The organism is Pseudonocardia sulfidoxydans NBRC 16205, from assembly GCF_007989085.1.
Classification (GTDB): domain Bacteria; phylum Actinomycetota; class Actinomycetes; order Mycobacteriales; family Pseudonocardiaceae; genus Pseudonocardia; species Pseudonocardia sulfidoxydans.
Window position 1 is genome coordinate 1 of sequence record NZ_BJVJ01000192.1, and the last position, 812, is coordinate 812.

The following is an 812-nucleotide window of genomic DNA, read 5'->3' on the forward strand; positions in this document are numbered from 1 at the left end:
GAAGCAGCGCTCGACCACGTTGCGGTCGGCGTAGCGGTCAGGATCGAACGCAGGCGGGCGGCCACCGCGGGAGCCCTTCGCGCGACGTCGTTGAATCTGATCGATCCGCTCCGGGCTGGTGAACCCGATCCCCCGCGCTCGCAGCGCAGCCCGGGTCGAGGGGTGGGAGTAGGCCTTGTCGGCCAGCACCCGCTCGGGTCGGGTGCGCGGCCGGCCGGGCCCGTCGCGTCCGACCGCGATCTGGTCCAACAGCGGCAGCAGTTGCGGGTTGTCCCCGGCCTGGCCCGGGGTCAGGATCACCGACATGGGCAGGCCGCGCCCGTCGACGGCGAGGTGGATCTTGCTGGTCAAACCTCCGCGGGACCGTCCGAGGGCTTCCCCGTCGACGGCGAGGTCTTCGATCCATCCGGTCGTGCAGCCCCCTTTTTCCGGGCCCCGGCGGAGTGCTGGTGGGCCCGGACGGAGCTGGAGTCGATGCTGAAGGTCCACTCCACGTTCCCGATGGAGTCGTCTTTGACGATCACCTCGTCGAGGATGCGTTCCCAGGTGCCGTCCGCGGTCCAGATCCGCAGCCGCTCATGCGCGGTCTTCCACGGCCCGTAGCGCTCGGGCAGGTCCCGCCACGGCGCCCCGGTGCGCAGCTTCCACAGGATCGCGTTGATCACCTGCCGGTGATCACGCCACCGCCGACCCCCACTCTCGACCGGCGGCAGCAGCGGCTCGATCCGGGCCCACGCCTTCTCCGTCAGCTCCCCACGCCCCACCACTCGAGCATGATCACCGACCGCAGCTCAGAACCCTTACAGGACACG

The 812-nt window shown here is 70.4% G+C and carries 2 protein-coding genes; both read right to left on the bottom strand.

Annotated elements, in window-relative coordinates:
- Positions 1 to 351, bottom strand: a 351-nt coding sequence (locus PSU4_RS33170; RefSeq protein ID WP_222596469.1) for a transposase, incomplete at its 3' end; no start/stop codon positions are given.
- Positions 348 to 767: an IS5 family transposase gene (locus tag PSU4_RS33175; RefSeq protein WP_222596470.1), complete on the bottom strand. Its 420-nt coding sequence runs from the start codon at positions 765 to 767 to the stop codon at positions 348 to 350. The genes PSU4_RS33170 and PSU4_RS33175, both read right to left, overlap by 4 nt.
- Positions 768 to 812: the final 45 nt, after the last annotated feature.